The sequence below is a fragment of the Duganella sp. CF458 genome (assembly GCF_900113115.1).
Taxonomy (GTDB): domain Bacteria; phylum Pseudomonadota; class Gammaproteobacteria; order Burkholderiales; family Burkholderiaceae_D; genus Rugamonas.
On sequence record NZ_FOOF01000024.1, the window covers coordinates 1 to 15,408 of the forward strand.

Consider the following 15,408-nt stretch of genomic DNA (forward strand, 5'->3'; position numbering starts at 1 on the left):
CTTCCACTCTGTTCGGTGAGACCTTGCCCCGCCGCCTTCAGAATCCTAATATCTTTTTCTAAAGGTGCAGATTCAATATACGAGCTCTGGCAATCGGACATTAAGTTCCTCGAGAAGCCAGAGCTGACCCCGACTTTCAAACCTCTAGGCACTGACGAGCTGTTCCGGCAGGAGTAGGGCTTCGAAGTCGGCTACCGGCAAGGGCGTGCCGAACAGGTAGCCCTGGAAGGCGCGGCAGCCCTGGCGTGCCAGGTAGTTCTTCTGCTCGAGCGATTCGACGCCTTCCGCAATCGCAGACAACCCCATGCTGTCGGCTAGCGTCAGGATGGTCTTGGTGATGGCGGCGTCGTCGGCGTTGTGCAGGATGTCGCGCACGAACGAGCGGTCGATCTTCAATTGGCAGAGCGGCAGGCGTTTCAGGTAGGCCAGCGAGGAATAGCCGGTGCCGAAATCGTCCAGCGAGATGCCGATGCCGGCTGCCTTCAGCAGCGCCATCTTGCCGATCGAGGCTTCCACGTCGTCCAGCAGCAAGCCTTCGGTCAGTTCCAGCTTCAGCAAGCGCGGCGAAGCGCCGCTGCGCAGCAGCGCGCCCATCACCTGCTCGACGAAATCGGCCTGGTAGAACTGGCGCGGGCTGACGTTCACCGCCAATTCCAGCGCGGCTGTCGCCGGGTGGCGCGACCAGGCCACTAACTGGGTGCATGCTTGCTCCAGCACCCAACCGCCAAGCGGCAGGATCAGGCTCGACGCTTCGGCCGCTGCAATGAACTGCATCGGCGGCACCAGGCCGCGAATCGGGTGCTGCCAGCGCAGCAGCGCTTCTGCGCCGGTGATGCGGCCTTCGGCGTCGACTTGCGGCTGGTAGTGCAGGATGAACTGCTGCAGCGACAGGCCTTGGCGCAGGTCCGCATCGAGTGCGGCACGCGCGCTGACCACGGTCTGCATGGCGGGGTCGAAGAAGCACATGGTGTTGCGGCCGGCTGCCTTGGCCTGGTACATCGCGAGGTCGGTCTGCTTGAGAAGGTCTTCCAGGCTTTCCTGTTCGCCGCGGAACACCGTGATGCCGACGCTGGAAGTGCAGCTATGCTGGTGCGGGCCCATGACGTACGGCTCGTTCTGGCGTGCCAGCAGCTTGGCGCCGATGGCACGCGCCTGCTCGGCTGCCAGTTCGGTATCGTCGGACAGGTTCTCCAGCATGATCACGAATTCGTCGCCGCCCAGGCGCGCCACGGTGTCGCTCTCGCGCACGCAGCCGACGAAGCGGCGCGCGGCCTGCTGCAACAGCATGTCGCCCACGTTATGGCCCAGCGTGTCGTTGAGGTCCTTGAAGTTGTCCAGGTCGATGAACAGTAGGGCACCGCACTGGCCGGTACGCGCGCTGGACGCCAGCGCGTGCTGCAAGCGATCCATCAGGCAGCGCCGGTTCGGCAACTGGGTCAGGAAATCGAATAGCGCCAGGTTGCGGATTTCCTGCTCCGAAGCCTTGCGTTCGGTGATGTCGGTCAGCGCGCACACATGGTGGGTGATTTCGCCGGCGGCATCGCGCACGGCCGTGACCACCAGCCAGCATGGGAAGCGCGCGCCGCCCTTGCGTAGTTGCCATACCTCGCCCTGCCACGCACCGTGCGCCGCCACGCCATCCCAGATGCGCTGTTGCAGGGCGGGTTCGTCGCACACCAGCAATTCGCGGTCCAGGGCATCGCGCTCGGAAAAGCCGGTGATGTCGGTGTAGGCCCGGTTCACGCGCAGGATCATATGGTCTGCATCGGTGATGGCCATGCCTTCCAGCGATTCGAAGGCGGTGGCGGCGACGCGCAGGTCGGCGTCGGCCTTCTGTTTCTCGCGCAGGTAGAGCGCGGTCGCAGTGGCGGCAGCCACCAGCATGCTGCCGGCAAATTCGATCAGCATGAACAGCCAGAAGCGGCGCGTGCCCTGGTGTAGCAGGGCAGGTAAAGGCCGGGGAACGGTGACCGATAAGCTGCCGTCGGATAGCGGCCGGGTTGCCAGCACGCTGGGCACGCGCGCGTTGGCAATGCGGGAAACGGCCGGCATTGCGGCGTCCCAGGGTTCCAGTGCGATGCTGGCGAATGTCTCGCGTCCATACCGCTGGCGGCGCTGCCCTGGGTCCAGCCGGTTCACGCGGGCGGAAGGCAGGGCTTGGTGGCGCAGGGCAGCGTTGGCAGAGTGGATGATCACGCCATTGGGGTCGCTTACCCAGGCTTGCGAGGGTCCGGCCATGGCGGCCAATGCGCCGGCATTCAGCTTGACCACGGCAACGCCAAGGAATCTTCCGCCATCGCGCACTGCATGGGCATAGTACAGGGCGCCCGATAGCCCGTCGCGCCCGACGCCATACTGTTGCCCCTCTTCGCTGGCGTGCGACTGGATGTAGTAGTCGCGGTTGGCGAAATTGCGGCCTACATAGAAGTCGGCTTCGGCCAGGTTGCTGGTAGCGATGCAGGTGCCGTTGGCGTCGAGTACAAACATGCTGTCCACCTTCAGTGCGCGTGCAGTTTGCGCCAGCCGTTCGTTGGATGACTGGTCCGCGGCGCCCTGTATTGCAATGCTGCGGATACCCGCATCGCGCGCCAGCATCAATGCAAAGCCGCGCAGGCGTGCCGTGCTTTCCTCGATGCTGCTGGCCACATTGTCCGCCTGGACCTGCGCCACCTGCAGCTCGTGCTGATACAGGTCTTCGGACATGCGATGCTGGAGATAGCTGGCGCCCAGCCAGGCGATCAGGCTCCAGCCGATGATCAATGTGGCCACGAGACGATAGGAGCGCTCAAAGGTGAACAGGCGGCGCTTACCGACATACGTGGCGACGATGGTGACCACGATCAGCAGGCTGGTAAACACCAGGACCGAAGCTGCCAGGATGCTGGGGCTGATATGCGCCGATTCGGCGGCGTTCGCCGCTGCGTTGCCGCCGCGGTTGTCGCGCACAAAATAGGCGGCGGCCATCGCGGTGTAGTGCATGCACGCCACGGCCAAGCCCATCACCACGGAACTCCACAGCGGGGAGGCCCAGCGTCCTTTCAGGCGCGCCAGCCGGAACTTGAGCCACAGCGCCAGTGTCGCCATCGCTACCGCCACCGCAATCGATAACAGGAACAGGCGCAGGTCATACTTGATCATGCCGTCGAATTGCATGGCGGCCATGCCGGTGTAGTGCATGGCGCCGATGCCCGCACCCAGCAGCGTACCGGCTATCCACAGCCGCGGCGTGTTTGGCGGGCCCTGGCTGATCACGTGCAGAGCCAGTCCACTGGCCAGCATGCCGGGTACGGTGGACAGCAGCGTGAGGCCGGCGTCGTAACTGTTCGTGCAGGGCAGGGTGAAGGCCAGCATGCCGACGAAATGCATGGCCCAGATGCCCAGGCCAAGGCAGCCGCCGCCCGCCGCCAGCCACCCTGCGCGGCGTGCCGGACTCGCTGCGGAAGGCAGCAACTGCGCCACCAGCAGCGCAGCATAGGAAGCGAAGATGGCGACGGCCACGGACAGGATGACCAGCACGGGATCGTAATGGCCAAGGTAAAGCACACTGCTGTCGGGCGCGCCGAGAACGAGGATCAGGTAGTCGAACATTGCGACCCTTATCGGTATGTATTGCAGTGTGGACAGCGCTCTCCTCAATCTAGCAGAAAAAAATCCCCACAGATATCAACTACTTAAAGGCAAGATACTGCGCAGCGAGGGTGCCGACCAGGCGGCGGCCTTGGTTGCTGCCTGCAATCCACTCTTCCGGTGGGAACAGGTCGAACAATCCGACCTTGGCCACCGTTGGGATGGCGGCCTCCAGTTGCTGTTCAATATCGCCACGCTCGCCAGAGTTGTAGAGGTCGATATTGCGCAACATCGTGGCGACGGTGCCGGTTTGGACCTTGCTGCCATCCTTTAGCTGCACCAGCGGTAGGGATTCGCCGTCGGCGAGGATCTTTTGGTTGATAGCGGCGAGATTATTTTGCGTATTCATCGTTGCTCCTTTCGTGTGAGTGAGGCGCATATTCGCACGTTCAAGCGCACCTTCAAGGCCCCTCCCGCCACCTTGGCGGTTTCGCGACAACATGTGGCGAAAACCCATCATTCAGTACAATGCTGGCACCATGCATACCAGACTTTTGACACCCGGCGACGCCGCCGTCTACCATTCCCTGCGCCTGGAAGGCCTGCGCGAAGCGCCAACTGCATTCACTGCGAGCCTTGAAGAAGAGTCCACCACACCGCTGAGTGAAATCGCTCGACGCCTGTCGCCGGGATCGGGACGCGACTATCTTGGCGTGTTCGATGGCGAGGCGCTGATTGCAATCGCGCGTGTGGACCGCGATAGCAGTCCGAAGCAGCGGCACCGCGCACATATCCGTGGCGTGTACGTGGCCACCGCACATCGCGGCAAAGGCGCCGCCCGCCAGCTGATGGAATGCGCGCTGGACTGCGCCGCTTCTCTGCAAGGTGTAACCCATGTGAGCCTCGCCGTCACTGCCGGTAACGAGCCCGCACAAAAACTATATGAATCATTGGGCTTCAATGCCTGGGGTTACGAACCGGCCGCGCTGATCGTCGACGGTGTGATGTACGATGAGATCCCCATGACCAAGGTGTTGGTGAATACCTGATTAGCGGCCATAGACTTCAGTCATACCTTCGTTATGAAGTTCGTGTCCGCCGCCTGGCAATCATCAAGTTGGATCTACAAACTTTGGAACTGCACGATGTTTTAGATCTCATTCCCGATGAAGGTACGGAGAAAGCAAAACTACCCGCGAATAAGAAGCGTACAGAATGACTAAACTGATAAACGATATCCTTTCTGGTGACGCGACCAGGGTCTGGTCGATCGCATGCGCGATCATCAAGCTTCGCGACACCGCCGAACTGGATGCACTCGCATCGATTCTCGACGAGATTACGTCCAGTACCAAGAATCTGGAGCTTGGGGGAATGTTGATCCCTAACGACAAACATCTGCAGTTTGCGCTTCGGAAGTTGCGTTATCACCGGGACGGTGAAGGGTGCCTGTGCCGCCTTTATCCCGAGTACATGATGTTTGACCCGAAAGACGAGCAAGCTGCAGGGAACGTAAGCATCGACGGAATCACCTACCTTGACGGTAACTGGATCGACTTCTATCGTTGTTCATGCAGCATTTGCGGATCAGCCTTCAAAGTCGAGGAGCGGGAATATCACTATACATGGTGGGGTTGGCGGCGCTTGGCTTGACCTGGATCTGGCCAGCACGGGAAAGTACCGACCGCGATGCGCATCACGTTTCACAGCAGCTTGATGACCGCCACACCAGCTAACAGCAGCACGACGCCGGCAAGCCGCAGTGCCGAGACATCGCGTTTAGGCAGCCGGAACCAGCCATGCCGGTCGACGAAGACAGACGCCACTTGCTGGCCAGCCACTGTCAGCCCGACTGCCGCCGACGCGCCGATGACCGGAATCGCGGTGAACACAGTGGTCACGTAGATCGCGCCGGCAAAGCCGCCCAGCCACCCCCACCAAGGCATGGCCGGCAGGCCTTGCAGCGTAGGCGCCGGTGTACGCAGAACCGCGGCGGAGAACAGCAGCGCCGCGGCCATCGACAGCGTAGCGACGAGGAAGCTCACGGCGCCCACGACGAATGGCGCACCGAGATCATGCCGCAACAACCCATTCACCACACCCTGTACCGGAAGAACCGCTCCGGCCAGAAGTGCGAGAACGATCCAGCCGGCCTTGCCGGCGACTGGCTGCGATTGCTGGCCGGACTGCCCCTTCACGATGATCGCGGCACCCGCCAGGATCGCCAGCATTCCGACGGCAAGCGGCGCATCGATGCTACGCGGCGAACCGCCAGCCAATCCCGTGACGTCGAGCGCAAATGAAGCCAGCATCTGGCCCGCGATGAAAAGGCCTACCGAAACGATCGCTCCGAGGCGTGGAAACAGCAGGATCGTCGAAACGACATAAAAGGCGCTCGCCACTCCGCCGACCGCATGCCACCAAGGCACATGGGGCAAGGCTGCAACCGCGGTCAGCGTTCCAGTGAACAGGGCGAGCACCAGCAAAGCAAGCGTACCTACCGATAATTGCAGCGTGGTTGCGGCAAAGGGGCTGCCCGTGGCTTTCGACAGTTGGGCATTGGCGCCCGCCTGCACCGCAAGCAGGCCGCCGGCAAGAAGTGAAGCGGGGATCAGAAGGGTTTCCATGCATGGCCTCCATTAAGAATGTGGGTGACGATGGCGCCCACTTTAGGCCATGCTTTATTGCATGAAAATTCCAAATAATTGCTTATGAGTTATGCAAATTTGCAGATGCCGTGCGGGCATGATCTGCCTTCAACGACCTCGTTCTGCTCTGAGTCAGGCAGTGTCAGAAACCTACGGACGGCACCAGCCACAATTTGAACCGGGTGGATAAATCACCTCGGGCACTTTCCACAACCACTACTTTCGAAAGGGATTCCTATGAAAACCCTGCGCCAAATTGCAGCTCAACCGAAATACTTCGTCGTCAACCTGGCGTCGATCGTGATGTCGCTAGTGTTGGTTGCTTTCATGCCGACCGTTGCACTCGCGGCCCCGCCAGCCACCGTGGCCTCGTGCCAGGGCATCAAGGATGCATATCCCATCCTCGGGACACAATGCGAGAACGCCTACGCAAACATCAATCACGCGCCCGGCACGGCAGCAGATCGCTCAACGACCTTCGGTGCAAGGCGAACCGTCTTGCAGATTTTCCGGAAGGCGCTTCTGTGTAATGGGATGTACGGCGCAACCTCGCAAGCGCAGCAGCTATTCAGGAATGGAGAACAAGGCCATCTGGATGCCATTGCCAACCTCCGTACGGCGATGGTGGCCGTACCTGATCCGACTATCCCCACAGCCTTCACTGCGACCGACCTGAATGCGATCTCGATGACCAAGCAGCAATGTAAGTGAAAGACGCGCCGAACCGGCGCAGCGATCGGGCGGAAATGTAGATGTTTCCGCCCGATGCTGGATCAAATCCGTTCCAGCTTGGCCACCGAGAGGTCGAGTACCTTCATGCCGAAGGAGCCGAAATTGATTTGCGCCCGGCAGTTGGCTCCGCTGCCTTCGAGGTTGACGATCACACCTTCACCGAACTTGGCGTGGGCGACCGACTCGCCGATGCGCCAGCCGCCGGAAGCGCCGGAGCGTTCGTTCATGCGCGCTGCCAGGCGATTGTCGGCACTTGGCACGGACGGCATTTCATCCCATGCCGATTTGCGTGAACCGGTGGAGAACCAGTTGTTCTGCACCCGCGCCGTGAGCCACTTCAGCGATTCTTCCGGCAATTCGTCGAAGAAGCGCGACTTCATGTTGTAGCGCGTCTGGCCGTGCAACATGCGGGTCTGGCAGAACGACATGTACAGCCTCTTGCGCGCACGCGTGATCGCAACGTACATCAGACGGCGCTCTTCCTCCACCCCGCCTTCTTCCTTCGAGCTGCTCTCGTGCGGGAACAGGCCTTCTTCCAGGCCGGTGATGAAGACGTTGTCGAATTCCAGGCCCTTGGCCGAGTGCACTGTCATCAGCTGCAGTGCATCCTGGCCTTCCTGCGCCTGGTTGTCGCCAGCTTCAAGCGAAGCGTGCGACAGGAATGCCGACAGCGGCGACATCACAGTTGCCAACGGTGCATCGGCATCGATGATCTCCACGCCATCGGCAACCACCACCTGGGCGCCAGCGGAGGCCGAAGCCTGCGGGCCGAGGTGCGCAGGCGCGCCCTGGCCGAAGCCTTCTTCCGACACGAACTGCGTTGCCGCGCTGACCATCTGCTCCAAGTTCTCGACGCGGTCGGCGCCTTCCTTCTCGTTCTGGTAATGCTGCAGCAGGCCGGAAGAATCCAGCGTGATCTTCACCAGTTCCGGAAGCGCTAGTTGCTGGGTCTCGAAACGCACGCCTTCAATCAGCTTGGTGAAGGCGGCAAGCGAGCTGCCAGCCTTGCCGATCATGTAAGGCACGGCGGCATACAGTGAGCAGTTGTAGGTGGCCGCCGCATTTTGCAATTGTTCGATCGAGCGCGCACCGATGCCGCGCGCCGGGAAGTTCACCACGCGCAGGAAGGCCGAATCATTGTGCGGGTTGTCCATCAACTGCAGGTAGGCGATAGCGTGCTTGACCTCGGCGCGCTGGAAGTAGCGCAGGCCGCCGTACACGTGATATGGCATGCCGGCCGAGAACAGCGCATGTTCGATCACGCGCGACTGTGCATTGGAACGGTACAGGATGGCGATCTCGCGGCGCAGGGCGCCTTCGGCGATCAGCGATTTGGCCTCATCGATGATCCACTGCGCTTCCTGCAGGTCCGAGCTGGCTTCATACACGCGCACCTGCTCGCCGTGGCCGGCGTCGGTGCGCAGGTTCTTGCCCAAGCGGCGACTGTTGTTCGCGATCAGCAGGTTGGCGGAATCCAGGATGTGGCCATGCGAGCGGTAGTTCTGTTCCAGCTTGATCAGGTTCTTGACCTGGAACTCGCTTTCGAAGGCCTGCATATTGCCCACGTTGGCGCCGCGGAAAGCGTAGATGCTCTGGTCATCGTCGCCCACGGCGAACAGTGCCCCACCGATCGGCGAGGCGTGTCCCGCCATCAGCTTCAACCAGGCGTACTGCAGGTTATTCGTATCCTGGAACTCGTCGACCAGGATGTGGCGGAATCGCTGCTGGTAGTGCTGGCGCAACGGCTCGTTGCGGGACAACAGCTCGTAGGTGCGCAGCAGCAGTTCGGCGAAATCCACCACGCCCTCGCGCTGGCACTGGTCGTCATAAAGCTGGTACAACTCGACCAGCTTGCGCTCCAGCGCGTCGTAGGCCTCCACCTGCGAGGCGCGCAAGCCCTGGTCTTTGTTGTTGTTGATGAAGTACATCACCTGCTTCGGCGGGAACTTCTCATCGTCGATATTGTTCGCTTTCAGCAGGCGCTTGATCATCGACAGTTGGTCTTGCGAGTCGAGGATTTGAAAGGTCTGCGGCAGCGCGGCATCCTTGAAGTGGGTGCGCAGCAAGCGGTTGCACAGGCCGTGGAAGGTACCGATCCACATGCCGCGTGTATTAATCGGTAACATGGCGCTCAGGCGGGTGAGCATTTCCTTGGCCGCTTTATTGGTAAAGGTCACCGCCAGCACGCCGGCAGGGGAGACCTGGCCAGTCTGGATCAGCCACGCGATACGGGTGGTCAGCACGCGCGTTTTACCCGATCCGGCACCGGCCAGGATCAGGGCATTTTGCGGTGGCAGGGTGACTGCTGCGAGTTGTTCGGGATTGAGGTTGTGGAGGAGATTTTGCATCCCGCCATTATACCGGCGGAGCGCCTGGAGGGCCGGGAGAGCGGGCGTGGCGGCTCGTTGGTTGGGTCATTGGAGATTGATTGCCTCGGCATTAGGCGTCATAATGAAGTTTATTAAAACGTCAATATGACGTCGAATTTACGTTGTGCCCCGCTTTGATTTGAACACGATGTTTTCCTTCGCCACTTCGTTTCGCTATTGGGCCGCCGCCAAATCTGGCCGTGCGGCTTGCGGTGGCGCCTGGGCTGGTGGCGATTCTGCGTTTTGCGGCAAGGGCGAGCAGTTGCGGTATGCTGCCGTTCGTGCGGGCGCTGGCGCGGACGCATTGTCGGCAACACCTTCGTGGCAAGTTCACGCGCGTTGCACAACATTTCATTCCAGCGGATCGCCTACGGCGCCCGCTGAATTCACACGTTAGGATCAGCCAGTCATATGTTTAATCCAGATCTCATCTCGGCACTTACGGTTCTTTCGAAAACGCGAACCGAAGAAGGCTACGTTGAGCGCCAAGAAGCTTTGCTCCAGCATCTTCCTGGTGAGTATGACCAATTGGTTGACATCGCCTACGATGTCGAAGACTCTTCAATACGGATAGAAGCGCTGGAGCTCGTTGCACTGGCGGCGAAAGATGACTCGCGTACGGTACTTTCAGATTCAATGAAGGCTGATCCTGATCCGGTCGTTCAAAAGCATTCCGAAGGACTGCTGTTCCGAGCAATCGTCAATGAAAACATTCGCAAACACTTGCTCGGTGCGGCGCACTAAGCACCTAAACTCTAGCTCAACCGGACGCGCTTGCGCGCGCCGGTTAGCACCACGTTGGGCCATCTATGAAGCACGCTGACCTGCCGGATCGCTGGAAAACGCGCCTTACACTTTGGATTCGCCAATTCTCTGATGACGAAAGAACAGAACTGGCCGCAGATGATTTCCCAGTATCGCACTACGTCTCTTTGAAATTCGAAGACGATTCGGAGGCCAAGTTCGAACATGCGCTTGTCATCGAGGAGCCTAAGCTTGATGAGGTCGGTGTTTTCACCGAACACTGCGGGTACCACATCTTTCCACTCGGAGGAACGCATGTCGCTAGAATCCAAAAATGAAATCAAAATGCCTTTCTAGCCCAACCTTGCGCTCAATCTTGCTCACTACGTTCGCTGGACACGCCAATCGCTTCGCGCTTGTCGTGTCGGTTAGCTTGGCAGGTTAGCCCGCTTATGACAGAACGTATCATCGTATCTGCCGCTGGAAATACGTTGGCGCCGGCATTGGCGGTTGCCCGTGCGCTTGGGTACGAGGTCACTCGCGAGCTCACTGGCCTTCGGCGGTACAAAGCCGTGAACCCGCGTTGCGAGCTGTTTGCTGAAGATCCGTTGCTGCTCCTTGGACTAATTCAGCTCTTTGAATCGCGTGGTGCGTTCTGGCACCCGAGCGACGCGGAGATATCAGCTTTCTTGGCCTTGGAAGAACAGTCAAATGGCTAACAAATTAATCAACCGGACGGCATCCTCGCTGCGTGCTCCGGCCGCCGGTTATCCTGCACGTTGAGCGGCTCAGGTTTGAGGAATATCACGAGGAAAAAATTAATGGCGACGTGGATGGATTGGCGTTCTTGGACTTATTTTGTTGTTGACAACGACCTAGCCTGTCGCGGATGCATCGTGATTTGCTAGAATTGCTTTGATAATCTTCGGCAAGTTGAACTCAGTTCACGCCTCTGATAACCGACGAAAGAGTGATTGCGCACAACCTCGTTAACCTTTGCGCTTATGGAATCCCGGCCAACGGATAGGCTATACGAATATAAGCAATTTCGCTGAACGCCAGTTCGAACAGGCTCCTGCTGCCGCTAAAAAACACGATGCACACTGAATGAAACTCGTTTCTACGCAGATCGACGAGATGTCTCTTGTTGCGCTTGGAAAAGAAGCGTCGGCTATGCTTTTGCGCCAAGACTTCTCCGGTTTGGCCGAACGGTTCGGATACGCAGTCGCATTTGATCGTGCGATTCCCGCTGCGATCGAAGCCGATTTCCGGAATGCAGTTGGATCGCCAAATCGGACGCGGGCAGTGACTGCGGTCGAAGTTGACGTAAAGTTCTTCGCCCCGAACGATTGTAATTTGTGTGCCGCGGTCGAATGCCTTGTGCCAGTTGCAGATGGCGCCTATATCAACCTGGAATTGATTGTTACCGGGGTTGAAGCGGGAGCGTTTGTCACCCTTGAGGATGTAAGCGGTTTCGTTCCGTAGGCCCGGTAAGGCAATCCGTCGATTGTCCCTATCCGCGCGTACGGATGGCAACTTGCCGTCAACTGGAGGACCGCACGCAGCGGAATTCTGCAATTATTATCAATCATCAAGCGTCGATATGCATTCCGGAAAAGTTTATCCAGCTTTGGCTCGTGCCCTCGAATACTGGTCAGGGCTTCCGAAAGATCAGCTTCGAGAACTGGTCGGCCATAAACCTCAGATCGAGGAATTATCTGTCGATGGTGAGGTGATTCAACTTGAAATTTCGGTGACCTGGGCAGACGCAAAACACGACGCGCTTCTGGTGGAGGCTGTCGCGTATGGGCCAGCGAACTGGATCACGGAGCGGATCTCTGAGAGATTGCGAATAAAGCTTACCCATCAAGAGGAAAAGGTGGGATCGAACGCTGCAAACCTTAACGCTAGTCCACTTGGTATGACTGCGGGTTTTCAATCGAGTTCTCCATCCGGGTCCTATAAGGTGTTGGTCGATCCATGGGAGGCGCGTAACTCGCTTTGGGTCTACTCGCCTTCGATAATTGACGCGAGAACCCAGGATGTGATCCTGGAACTGGCTGACTCGAACTGGTCGATGGATCGTGCGATGTGGGAGTCCGATACGACGGTGCGCCTTGATTTGAGACGATTTCCTGGAGATCGATTGCCTCTTGGGATATCGGTGCAGGTCGATTGCGCGCACCGCTACGTAGTGATCGGTGATGTGCGCTTTCCGATAACCGAGATTGATCAGATGTTGGATCGGACCCTGGGATGACGGACCTTATCCTGACGCTCGCTCGAATGGAACTCAGGGCCTTGCTCGACCAGTTGTGAGCAGCCTTATAATCGAACAATCGCCTGAATACCAGGCGCTATCGAAAATCCGCTCGCGAGCAATTTTTTGCAACTGACACGCATGGAAAAGACAATTACCCTCTTTCGCCCCACGGGCCCCAAGGAGCTCGAGCTCGAGCTCGTGCAAGCGTCAGGCTTCAAACGTTGGCCGCCCAGGCTTCCCGAACAGCCCATTTTCTACCCGGTCACAAACGAGGCCTATGCCGTTCAAATTTCGAAGGAATGGAATGTGCGTGAATGCGGTGCCGGCTTCGTAATGCGATTTGAAGTGAAGGCTGAGTTTATGGACCGTTATCCGATCCAGAAGGTTGGTGGCGGCAACCGTACCGAATGGTGGGTGCCCGCTGAGGAATTGGAGGAGTTGAATGAAAACATCGTGGGCCTCATTGAGGTCATTCACGAGTTTCATACCTAATCGATGGCGATTGCAAAAAAGGGAAGCCGCCGCATTGTCGTAGACTCCAAGTCATACCGATGGGCGGTTCGATCGAGCCCTACCTATGCGCAGGCGCTTGCACAATCAAATATGACCTTTGTCGTAGTACTGGAAGCCGGTGGCCGTTCTACGCTCGTGGTTCAAGTTGATACTCCGCGCCCTGATAATTGGATGTCGGCGGCGACCGGAGTGATTTCGCCGAGCGTCGTTGAGCGCGCAATTCGAGAAGCCTTACGTCAAGGCTGGAGTCCTGCTGAACAGGGAGGAGCTTATGAGCTTGGAGGGATTGTGGTGTCATCGCCGCGACATCTGCAGCTAGCCGGGAGGGCGTATGCGGAATGAGGCAGTGATTCATCCTGGCCGTGTAGTTCGCCAGTTCTCAGAGGCGGAGGCGAGTCAGCTTGCCGACGACTGGCTTGCGGTATTTGGCAAGAACCGGCAAGGTACCAACACAAAGGCATACCTTTGGCACGTATTCAGCAGCGGCCGTTACCCAAGTTCTGCCGGCGCCGCAGCAAAGCGGCAGTACGAGCAGCAGGCCGGCATGGAGTTCGTCGTTCTTTCGAACGATCGCAAACTGGCCTTTGTCACCGATTTGCTCCCAGGGTCTTCGTCCCTTAGTGATTATTATGTGTTCCCGCCAAACCTCGCGTGGACCATGGCATTCACGCATGAAGATGGCTGGCTGGGCCCGTACTTTGCGCGCCATCCTGACTTTGTAAAGCTGGACGCTGAAAATCAGTTCAAGGTGGAGAAGCGGCGCCAGGCCGAGGCAGCGCGTCGGAAAGGATGGGCCTAAGGCCAGATGCCAAAGGGAACCTTACGCGCCAGTCCCCGGCAGTTCAGGCTCGCTGAAAATGGCTTTATAAGCGGCATAGACCGAGCACTGGATAACCATCACGATCACCATCAGCGACGATTGCAGCACGGCCATGCCCAGTAGGGTTTTGCCAAGCAGAAGCAGCACCACATTGGTCAGCAACATCACGATCGCCACCCAGCACAGGAAATACACCAGGAAGGCGCGCAGTGCACGCCAGACCGCAAAGAAGCTGTAGAACAGGGCTTTGCCAACGCGCATCTGCTGCCAGAAAATCAGCGGCGCGGCAAACAGCATCGCCATGCTGAGCGGCAGCGAGAGCAGGAAGATCACGAACATGGCCCATCCGAAGTTGCCGTTGGCAGCGGCTGCCGCCGCTGCCGCATCCGGCTTTACCTGCTGCTCCGCCATTTGGCGCATGGTGTCCATGCCGACCACGGACGCGAACAGCATGGCCAACAGCGCAAGCACCAGCACGAACAGCGCGCCCAGTCCCGCCAGGCGCGGGAAAACCGGCTTCTGGAAGATCGGGCGCAGCATTTCCGGCGTCAGGCTTTGCTTGCGGTCGGCTGCGGCGCAGGCTTGCACGAAAACGGCGGTGAAGACCGGCGCCAGGATCATCGGCAGCCATTGGCCCAGCAAGGGAATAATCCCGAGTATGACGCCCGCCACCAGGTAGGCCAGCATCAACAGCATCAGCCCGCCGGGCTGTTTGCGGAAGATGGCAAAGCCTTCGCGGATCCAGGCGAGGCCTGCGCTGGCGGGTACGTTACTCATTTAATACAACTCCGGAGCCGGAACGGCAATGCGTGTGCGCAGGATGCGCTCAAAGTGGGTGGGGTCGTGCGGCGTCAGCATTTCGGCGGCGCGCGGCAAATAAAAGTCGTACAGGCGCGATATCCAGAAGCGCAATGCGCCGGCGCGCAGCAGGGCAGGCCACAGCGAGTGCTCGGTGGCGGTGAATGGCCGCACCGAGTGGTAGGCATCCAGCATGGCGCGCACGCGTGCTTCGTCGAGCGCGCCGGTGGCCAGGTCGATGCACCAGTCGTTGACAGTCACCGCCACGTCGAACAGCCAACTGTCGCAGCCGGCGAAATAGAAGTCGAAGAAGCCGGTCAGGCGCTCGCCGTCGAACATCACGTTATCGCGGAACAAGTCGGCGTGTACCGGGCCGCGCTGCAGGGTGTGATAGTCGTCGGAAGCGTGCAGCGCTTCCTGGAATTTCATTTCGTCGTGCAGCAGGTGGGCTTGTTCCAGCGCCAGGTGCGGCAGCACGGCGGCGGTGGCTTCGCGCCACCATGGCAGGCCGCGCAAGTTGGGCTGCTGCAGGGTGAAGTCTTGGCCGGCCAGGTGCATGCGCGCCAGCATGGCGCCAACGGCGCCGCAGTGCACCGGCTGGGGCGCCATTTGCGGCTTGCCTTCCAGCTTGGAGACGATGGCGGCCGGCTTGCCGTGCAGCGGCACGCAGAGTTCACCCTGGTCGTTGGGCACAGGCGCCGGTACCAGCACGCCGTGTTCGGCGAGGTGGCGCATCAGCCGCAGGTAGAACGGCAGCTGTTCGAAGGTGAGGTTTTCAAAAATCGTGAGCACGAACTCGCCGCGCTCGGTAGTCAGGAAAAAATTGCTGTTCTCGATGCCGGAAGCGATACCTTTCAGCGCGACGGCTTTGCCAAGGGGGAATTGCTTGATCCAATGGCCGACATCTTCCAGTGAGACCGGGGTAAAAACTGCCATGAGAAACCAGGTTAAGTG

General features: G+C 59.3%; 16 protein-coding genes. 10 read left to right on the top strand and 6 right to left on the bottom strand.

All coding sequences use genetic code 11. The features are described from left to right. Positions 1-144: 144 nt before the first annotated feature. Entirely contained in the window at positions 145-3,588 is a 3,444-nt protein-coding gene (locus BM269_RS30085; RefSeq protein WP_090444939.1) for an EAL domain-containing protein, read from the bottom strand. Between the two features lie 79 nt (positions 3,589-3,667). Next, positions 3,668-3,976: a DUF7709 family protein gene (locus BM269_RS26910; protein ID WP_211482753.1), complete on the bottom strand. Its 309-nt coding sequence runs from the start codon at positions 3,974-3,976 to the stop codon at positions 3,668-3,670. Between the two features lie 130 nt (positions 3,977-4,106). Between BM269_RS26910 and BM269_RS26915 the strand changes: the two genes are divergently transcribed. Both BM269_RS26915 and BM269_RS26920 read left to right on the top strand, forming a co-directional pair. Continuing rightward, entirely contained in the window at positions 4,107-4,616 is a 510-nt protein-coding gene (locus BM269_RS26915; RefSeq protein ID WP_090444945.1) for a GNAT family N-acetyltransferase, read from the top strand. 166 nt (positions 4,617-4,782) lie between these two features. Further along, on the top strand, positions 4,783-5,220 hold the full coding sequence (locus BM269_RS26920; RefSeq protein ID WP_090444948.1) for a hypothetical protein: 438 nt from the start codon (positions 4,783-4,785) through the stop codon (positions 5,218-5,220). Positions 5,221-5,270: 50 nt separating this feature from the next. Here the strand turns inward: BM269_RS26920 and BM269_RS26925 are convergent, their stop codons facing one another. Next, positions 5,271-6,194, bottom strand: a complete 924-nt coding sequence (locus BM269_RS26925; RefSeq protein ID WP_090444950.1) for a DMT family transporter — start codon at positions 6,192-6,194, stop codon at positions 5,271-5,273. Positions 6,195-6,452: 258 nt separating this feature from the next. Between BM269_RS26925 and BM269_RS26930 the strand changes: the two genes are divergently transcribed. Then, entirely contained in the window at positions 6,453-6,926 is a 474-nt protein-coding gene (locus BM269_RS26930; RefSeq protein WP_090444953.1) for a hypothetical protein, read from the top strand. A gap of 62 nt (positions 6,927-6,988) precedes the next feature. Here the strand turns inward: BM269_RS26930 and BM269_RS26935 are convergent, their stop codons facing one another. Beyond that, positions 6,989-9,295: a UvrD-helicase domain-containing protein gene (locus tag BM269_RS26935; protein WP_090444957.1), complete on the bottom strand. Its 2,307-nt coding sequence runs from the start codon at positions 9,293-9,295 to the stop codon at positions 6,989-6,991. Positions 9,296-9,727: 432 nt separating this feature from the next. On the opposite strand from BM269_RS26935, the gene BM269_RS26940 reads away from it, so the two are divergent. The 7 genes from BM269_RS26940 to BM269_RS26975 all read left to right on the top strand — a co-directional run bounded on the left by BM269_RS26940 (position 9,728) and on the right by BM269_RS26975 (position 13,635). Beyond that, positions 9,728-10,060, top strand: coding sequence for a hypothetical protein (locus BM269_RS26940; RefSeq protein ID WP_090444961.1), 333 nt, complete (start codon positions 9,728-9,730; stop codon positions 10,058-10,060). A 65-nt stretch (positions 10,061-10,125) separates the two neighbouring features. Then, positions 10,126-10,398 carry a hypothetical protein gene (locus tag BM269_RS29265; RefSeq protein WP_139232885.1) on the top strand — a complete coding sequence of 91 codons (273 nt, stop codon included), beginning with the start codon at positions 10,126-10,128 and terminating at the stop codon, positions 10,396-10,398. A gap of 114 nt (positions 10,399-10,512) precedes the next feature. Further along, positions 10,513-10,779 carry a hypothetical protein gene (locus tag BM269_RS29570; RefSeq protein WP_170860495.1) on the top strand — a complete coding sequence of 89 codons (267 nt, stop codon included), beginning with the start codon at positions 10,513-10,515 and terminating at the stop codon, positions 10,777-10,779. Between the two features lie 388 nt (positions 10,780-11,167). After that, the gene (locus BM269_RS26955) at positions 11,168-11,545 is read left to right on the top strand and encodes a hypothetical protein (RefSeq protein WP_090444970.1); all 378 of its coding nucleotides are present in this window, start codon (positions 11,168-11,170) and stop codon (positions 11,543-11,545) included. Between the two features lie 52 nt (positions 11,546-11,597). Further along, positions 11,598-12,320, top strand: a complete 723-nt coding sequence (locus BM269_RS26960; protein ID WP_139232886.1) for a hypothetical protein — start codon at positions 11,598-11,600, stop codon at positions 12,318-12,320. A gap of 141 nt (positions 12,321-12,461) precedes the next feature. Further along, entirely contained in the window at positions 12,462-12,815 is a 354-nt protein-coding gene (locus BM269_RS26965; protein ID WP_090444976.1) for a hypothetical protein, read from the top strand. A 352-nt stretch (positions 12,816-13,167) separates the two neighbouring features. Next, complete coding sequence (locus tag BM269_RS26975) at positions 13,168-13,635, top strand: DUF4275 family protein (RefSeq protein WP_090444978.1); 468 nt, start codon at positions 13,168-13,170, stop codon at positions 13,633-13,635. Positions 13,636-13,656: 21 nt separating this feature from the next. Here BM269_RS26975 and BM269_RS26980 read toward each other — a convergent pair whose 3' ends face one another. Then, complete coding sequence (locus tag BM269_RS26980) at positions 13,657-14,433, bottom strand: BPSS1780 family membrane protein (protein WP_090444981.1); 777 nt, start codon at positions 14,431-14,433, stop codon at positions 13,657-13,659. After that, positions 14,434-15,390: a homoserine kinase gene (locus BM269_RS26985; RefSeq protein ID WP_090444983.1), complete on the bottom strand. Its 957-nt coding sequence runs from the start codon at positions 15,388-15,390 to the stop codon at positions 14,434-14,436. Positions 15,391-15,408: the final 18 nt, after the last annotated feature.

Bases quoted from the DNA above. Each gene is read 5' to 3' on its own strand.
- BM269_RS30085 (WP_090444939.1), bottom strand. From the start codon at position 3,588: ATGTTCGACTACCTGATCCTCGTTCTCGGCGCGCCCGACAGCAGTGTG.
- BM269_RS26910 (WP_211482753.1), bottom strand. From the start codon at position 3,976: ATGAATACGCAAAATAATCTCGCCGCTATCAACCAAAAGATCCTCGCC.
- BM269_RS26915 (WP_090444945.1), top strand. From the start codon at position 4,107: ATGCATACCAGACTTTTGACACCCGGCGACGCCGCCGTCTACCATTCC.
- BM269_RS26920 (WP_090444948.1), top strand. From the start codon at position 4,783: ATGACTAAACTGATAAACGATATCCTTTCTGGTGACGCGACCAGGGTC.
- BM269_RS26925 (WP_090444950.1), bottom strand. From the start codon at position 6,194: ATGGAAACCCTTCTGATCCCCGCTTCACTTCTTGCCGGCGGCCTGCTT.
- BM269_RS26930 (WP_090444953.1), top strand. From the start codon at position 6,453: ATGAAAACCCTGCGCCAAATTGCAGCTCAACCGAAATACTTCGTCGTC.
- BM269_RS26935 (WP_090444957.1), bottom strand. From the start codon at position 9,295: ATGCAAAATCTCCTCCACAACCTCAATCCCGAACAACTCGCAGCAGTC.
- BM269_RS26940 (WP_090444961.1), top strand. From the start codon at position 9,728: ATGTTTAATCCAGATCTCATCTCGGCACTTACGGTTCTTTCGAAAACG.
- BM269_RS29265 (WP_139232885.1), top strand. From the start codon at position 10,126: ATGAAGCACGCTGACCTGCCGGATCGCTGGAAAACGCGCCTTACACTT.
- BM269_RS29570 (WP_170860495.1), top strand. From the start codon at position 10,513: ATGACAGAACGTATCATCGTATCTGCCGCTGGAAATACGTTGGCGCCG.
- BM269_RS26955 (WP_090444970.1), top strand. From the start codon at position 11,168: ATGAAACTCGTTTCTACGCAGATCGACGAGATGTCTCTTGTTGCGCTT.
- BM269_RS26965 (WP_090444976.1), top strand. From the start codon at position 12,462: ATGGAAAAGACAATTACCCTCTTTCGCCCCACGGGCCCCAAGGAGCTC.
- BM269_RS26975 (WP_090444978.1), top strand. From the start codon at position 13,168: ATGCGGAATGAGGCAGTGATTCATCCTGGCCGTGTAGTTCGCCAGTTC.
- BM269_RS26980 (WP_090444981.1), bottom strand. From the start codon at position 14,433: ATGAGTAACGTACCCGCCAGCGCAGGCCTCGCCTGGATCCGCGAAGGC.
- BM269_RS26985 (WP_090444983.1), bottom strand. From the start codon at position 15,390: ATGGCAGTTTTTACCCCGGTCTCACTGGAAGATGTCGGCCATTGGATC.